We start from the raw sequence: 6,039 nt of genomic DNA, 5'->3' as shown, positions 1-6,039 counted from the left end.
TTGGCTCTGGATTTGGAGTTGGCTCTGGGTTCGGAGTTGGCTCTTCAGTTTCCTTAATTTCTTTCAATCCTTCTACCAATTTATTAAGTCCGTTCGGAGTTAATAAGTTATGTTCTGCTAGACCATTCTTGTATGCTTCTACAGCTGCTAAGTATTCTTTAGCATCTTGGCGTTCAATCTTACGAACACGTTCTACTTCAGCGTTGTATGCTGCTTCGTCTAATGGTTTGTCATCTTCAACTGGAAGAACGAAGCGTAATTCTGCTGCTGAAATATGTCCAGGATCACCGTATGTTTCATTACCAATGAAGATAGCTTTCTTCACTTTAATTGGAGCATCGAAGTTAATTACTTTTGTCTTCGCATTATTCTCCCAACCAGTAAAGTTAAAGTGATGCTCTTGGTCGTTTTCATCAAATACTGTTAGGCTACCACTCATGACACGTCCGTTTGGTCCTTGTTGACGAGGAACATATTCAAAGCGAGTAGATTCCATAGGTTTAGTGAAGTTTACAGTTAATGGTTTACCTAAGCTGTCCACTCCATAAGGCGTATGCCAGATTGAGTTTGTATTGTTATCAAATGCATACCATGGACTTTCTTCATCACTTTCATGTGGTGCATCCACATCGCTGACATCATCCCAATCTGTAGAGCTACGTTTCACTTCAAGAGCTTCTTTTGCTGCGTTCACACGTTCTACAAGGGCTTTAGCATCATCTACACTAATGTTTTCGTCTGCTTCTAATAAAGCTGCTACAGCGTCTTTATAAGCATTTAATGAATCTTGTTTGTAGTTGCCGTTTACAATTGGAGTGTTCTTATCGAACGCTTCATCCACAAGCATCTTACCTGTTAACTTGATTTCTTCAATTTCAAGGTTATCTAACATGAAGTCTTTATAACCTTTAAAGTTGATTTCGTTATTGTTTGAATCTCCTTTAGTATCTGCACCACGGGCATTTGAGTAAATACCAATCCAAGTGTTTCCACCTTTTTCACCTGTTACATAGAAACTTACTTTCTTAGGAGTTGATGAATTTTCCCAAGTGTTTTCTAAATCGTATTTCGTTAATTTACTACGACGAGTATTTTCGCCATTACCGATAACGAATGAGTATGCTCCATGTGATCCTGCTTCATAATCGAAGGTTACTTTATAAGTCTTGCCTTCTTCGAAGCGGAAGTTTTGTGGAATTGTTTGGTAAACGAGTTTGTCATAGCCTGATAAACCGTTTGTCTTCAATGACCAGTTGCCTTCGATAACATCGTTGACTTTCTTACCGTTCCAGCCACGTTGAGTATATGGTTCGTGTTTTTCAGATAAGTGAGTACGGTTATCTTGTACTCCTTCAACGTTTCCGACTACGAATGGGAAGATACCTTGAGGCACTTCTTCAAAGTCTTGTTTGAATTTACCATTTCCTGTGTCATGTTTTTCGTTGTACATTACAGATTGGTTTTCAAATACACGAATTTCATCGAAGTAAGTTGCTGCTGCATCTGCATCACGTCCAAGTTCTAATGTCACATTAGAAACATCTTCGCCTGTTGTGAAGTATACATACATATTTTGGAAGTAACTTGTGTTGTCCACTGTTGCATTCTTAGGAAGTGTGTTATGCGCATGTGCTTGTACATAGTTCTTCGCGATTGATTTGTTTGTGTAGTTAGAAATCACTTTGTCGCCTACACGGATTGTGATATCTGCACGTGCATCGCTTCGGTTATCTACACCTACATAAACAGCATATCTTGTATTTGGTTTCAAGTCTGTTAAGCGTTGTTTCAATGTCACACGTTCAGTGTTTCCTTGAATACGTAACATTTCGTTAGCCCCTTGAGATTTCACGATTTCAGCATGTTCGCTGTCACCAGTTTTTTCCCAATGATCTAATGTTCCGCTGTTGAAACCTTGGTCATAGATGTGTAGTCCTTCACTCCATACCATTGTCTTCTTGCCTTGAGGAGCTTTGTAAAGTACATATGGTTGGTTCGCATCGCCAGTAATTTGAATTTTACGGTCTGCGCCGACTGTTAATTCTACAACATCTTTCTTACCTTGGTCTGTTAGACGGTAAAGGTATACTTTATCTCCTGTCCAATCTTCAGGAAGAGTCCATTCAGTTGTTCCACCTTCAGTTGTGAAGAAGTACATCTTTTCTTTGTCGCCTGTTAAAGCTTTACCATTTTCATCCCAGTTCCATGGTACTAAGTAGCTTCCGCCATTTTCGATCACACGACCGTTTAATGTTGTCACACGTTTACGGTAGTCTGGGCTGTTAGGGTCGTTTGATTGACGAACAATCTTCACTTCGTCCCCATTGTCATTTGTTAAATGAATTTCCATTTCTGGAGTCCACTTGTAATTTTGACCATTGTCACTCATTGCAACTGGGTTACCGTTTACCCATTTAGATACTTTGTAGTGTTGGAAGTACTTCGTCATGATGTTGTTTTCGAAGAGGTTACGAATGTATCCTTCGTAGTCGCTTCGACCTTGCCATCCTTCGAAGTCTTTCATGTTATATCCACCAAGTAATGGATAGTTAGCGGCACCACCGTAGCTTGGATAGTCACCCACCCATGAGTCTTTTTGGTGGTTACGAATGAATCGAGTGATATTTGAGTTGATACCTTTAAGTGTATATCCACCGTAAGTTAAGTCAGCTGCCCAGTGTTGGAATGTTGAGTCATATTCCGCACCGAAGCCCCACTCGATTGCCATACGCCAGCCTTGAGAGTTTAATTCTTTTGCAAGTACGTGAGTTGGCCAAGCAGTGTTATCTCCTGATTGTCCGTTACCCCAGACATCCACATAAATGAAGTCTAAGTCAGCACCTAGTTTTTCTCGTAATTCTTTCCAACGATCCAAACGTCCATGTGCTAAGTCATATTCTGCATCGATGTTGATACCTTGGTCTAACCAGTTCCAACCGTACATATATGTTCCGTCAGAGTTTCTACGTAAAATCGCTTCGCTGAAGTATTTAGATTCAGGATATGTTTCAGAAGCATTGACGTGAATACCGATTTTAGCGCCGTATTCTTTTGCTCTTGCTAATAATTTCTTGAAGTCTTCAACGCCACCGATTCTCTTACCGATATCTGCATAGTTTAAGTGACCTGAGTCGTGACCTTCACTACCATATCCTTTAAGTAGGATTGATTGGCCTAAACCATCTGTGTGTAAGTTAATCTTCTTAATACCATCTAATGTCATTAAGAATGGGTTTTGCGCTTGAGATGCGAAGTTCATCGCAATACGATACGCTACTAAATCTGGAACAGATTCTGCTCCTTTTGGATTGTTCATGATATTACGATATGCAATCGCACCATCTTGCCAGTCCACCACATTATCTTTGTTTAAGTCTTTTGTGATGACTACTTTAGAACTTGGTAATTCTAATGTGTATTCTGGGAATACTAAGTTCTTATAAGCACGTTGGTACCAGTAAGGTGAGCTTTGGATACCTAAGTAGTTTACACCTTCTACACGTTGTAACGCAGTAGTTAAACGTGCAAAGTCATTTCCTTGGTAAGTAAATTGAGAGTTACTCCACACAGAAGCTGCTAATTCATTTGAAGAAACAAAACCATACATGAAGCCATAAGCGTAATCATTCATCTTCCCTGTCTTCAAGTCTAAATGATAGTCCCCTGCTCTATGTGTGTTTGTTGACATTTGGGCCCCATCAAACTTCGCATTTTGTTTATTAGAACCTACAGAAACTAATGTGTTCCCTGGGAATTCAATTGTTTGGATTAATTTTCTCACATTGTCGACTGGTTTACCCATTTCAACATTGTTTTTATTCACTACTTTTGTCACATCGAAATGCATTTCGTTGCCGACTAATTGTAATTTCACAGTGATTTCAGCGTTGATGAATTCATCATCGTTTCTAACTGTCATTACATATTCTGCAGTAGTGTCATCAATCTTACGGTATTGAACTTCTGGAGTGACTAACACACCGTTAATTGACATTTTATCTAATTTTTGAACTTGACCTGTTAACGTTTTTCCATCTAATTCATATTCTTTAACACGTGGAAACGCCGTGTCGATGATGGCTTTTAATTGTTCTGATTGTAGTGTTTCGTAATGTACATCTTGGTCGTTACGACGGAAACCATCATCCACAGCCGGAGTTTCTTCTTCTGGTTTAATGTTATCTTGGTTGTCCGCTTTGATCGATACAGATGATAATTCTTTATAATATGTTCCAGCTTTAAGGTAAACTTTATTCACATCAGCTAAAGCGTTCTTGACAGCTTCTGGAACGACTTCTGTACTAAATAAAGCTTGTCCATTATTTGTAGCGTTTAATTGACCATCTTTCTTGTACACGATAGATAGGTGGTTTTCTTCACCCACATTTGGTGCTTCCACACGAGTCTTGCTATACCAAGTGTTTACACCTGGTCCTTTGTATTGCCAGAACCAACCGCCCTTGTCATATCCTACAAAGATGTTGTTGTCATTATCTTTATATTTTACATAAACCCCAAAACGAGTTTCTGCAGGAAGTGAATTTGCTTTAAACGTTAAGTCAACGCTTACATTTCCTTCCGCATCCGCTTGTAAACCAGCTTTTTCAAATAGTGCTTCGTCTGCTCCATTGTTGTTAGCTGTTGTTGAAGTTAATTTGTTGTAGCGTACTCCGCCTTCTTCAACGACTTCAACAGTTCCTTTCACACGGCTTACTGAGTCCCACTCTTTTTTCACTTCGGCTGTTGCTTCACGAGTTTCACCAGTCGCTGCCTCAGCTGGTTTAGCTTCTGCTGGTTTAGCCTCCGCTGGTTTAGCTTCTGTTGGTTTAGCCTCCGCTGGTTTAGCCTCCGCTGGTTTAGCCTCCGCTGGTTCTGTAGCAGCTGCTTCAGTAGCTTTTTCTTCTACTTTATCAGTTGCCACCGTGTTTGCAGCTTCATTAGAAACTGCTTCTTTTTCTTCTTTTGGCGTAGCCTCAGTTGCTGTAGCACCAGATTCTACTGCTGGTTTCTCTTCAGCAGTGGCCGCCACCTCACTAGCTGGCGTGTTTTCTACGGCCGTCGCTACTACCTCTGTTGCAGCAGCTTCAGTTGCAGAAACTGGTTGAAGCGTGCCAAAAAAGAAAGCCCCGATGATGACTGAACATGTCCCAACTGTGAGCTTTCTAATAGAGAAGCGCTGTCTCTTCTCCATATTTTGACGATTATACATAATACCCCTCCTTGATTTGTAAAAACGTTTCCATAATTAATTTTAGCACTTTCCAGATAGACCGACTTAGACTTTTTTGCTCTTTACTTATACTATTTTGCTCAATTTCAAGCGCTTTCATATTTTCTTCAAAGAATTAATGGAATTAAATCAAAAAAACTCCTAGCATCACCTGCTAGGAGTCTTCTGTTCTTTATTTTTGTCCCATATCTTTCACTTTCATAATACGAGTAATACTTGCGCGCTCGTTTTCTTCAAGTTTCATTTCGATAAAGTAAATCGTTTCTTCTAATTGCGGGATCAATCGATATTCAAGCGCGTTTACACGACGTCTTGTTTTTTCAATTTCATCTGCTAGTAATTGGCAAGTCTTTTCAATCTCTGTCAACTCTAGTAGATCATTTAACACATCTGAGATTTGTTCTACAGAGTCGTCAATTTCACTGTTCGAGTTCAAGTAACCATATTTGAAGTCACTCTCTTCGTTTTCATTTTTCACCGTGAAATGCATTTCCGGAACATACACACTCATAATGTTCTTTTCTTGTAAATCCAAGGTTACGCTTTGTGGTGGAATCGCCACTAATTCTTCGATGAACGCTTCTTCTAATGTTGCTTTGGCTAGAACGAAGCTCTTCATCCCTTCAACGAGACGCGTTTCAACCGCCTCACGCAACGCATTGTTTTTACGAATTAATTCGATGAACTGACGCATTAACTCATCTTGTTTATCCTTTAGGAGTTTATGCCCCCTTTTTGACACGACAAGACGATGCTTTAACTTCGTCAACTCCATACGGGTTGGTTTGACATTCAATCGTGTCAAAAGA

At 39.8% G+C, this 6,039-nt stretch carries 2 protein-coding genes; both read right to left on the bottom strand.

The features are described 5' to 3' along the window. Positions 1–5,209 (bottom strand): SpGH101 family endo-alpha-N-acetylgalactosaminidase (locus tag ADH02_RS07640; RefSeq protein ID WP_048783891.1); only part of this gene is annotated, 5,209 nt, incomplete at its 3' end. 193 nt (positions 5,210–5,402) lie between these two features. Continuing rightward, positions 5,403–6,035: a V-type ATP synthase subunit D gene (locus ADH02_RS07635; protein ID WP_048783890.1), complete on the bottom strand. Its 633-nt coding sequence runs from the start codon at positions 6,033–6,035 to the stop codon at positions 5,403–5,405. Between the last annotated feature and the right edge of the window lie 4 nt (positions 6,036–6,039).

This window comes from Streptococcus sp. 263_SSPC, assembly GCF_001071995.1.
In the GTDB taxonomy this organism is placed as follows: domain Bacteria; phylum Bacillota; class Bacilli; order Lactobacillales; family Aerococcaceae; genus Granulicatella.
Note: the sequence above shows the minus strand (reverse complement) of the source record. Positions and strands in the feature narration are given on the sequence as shown.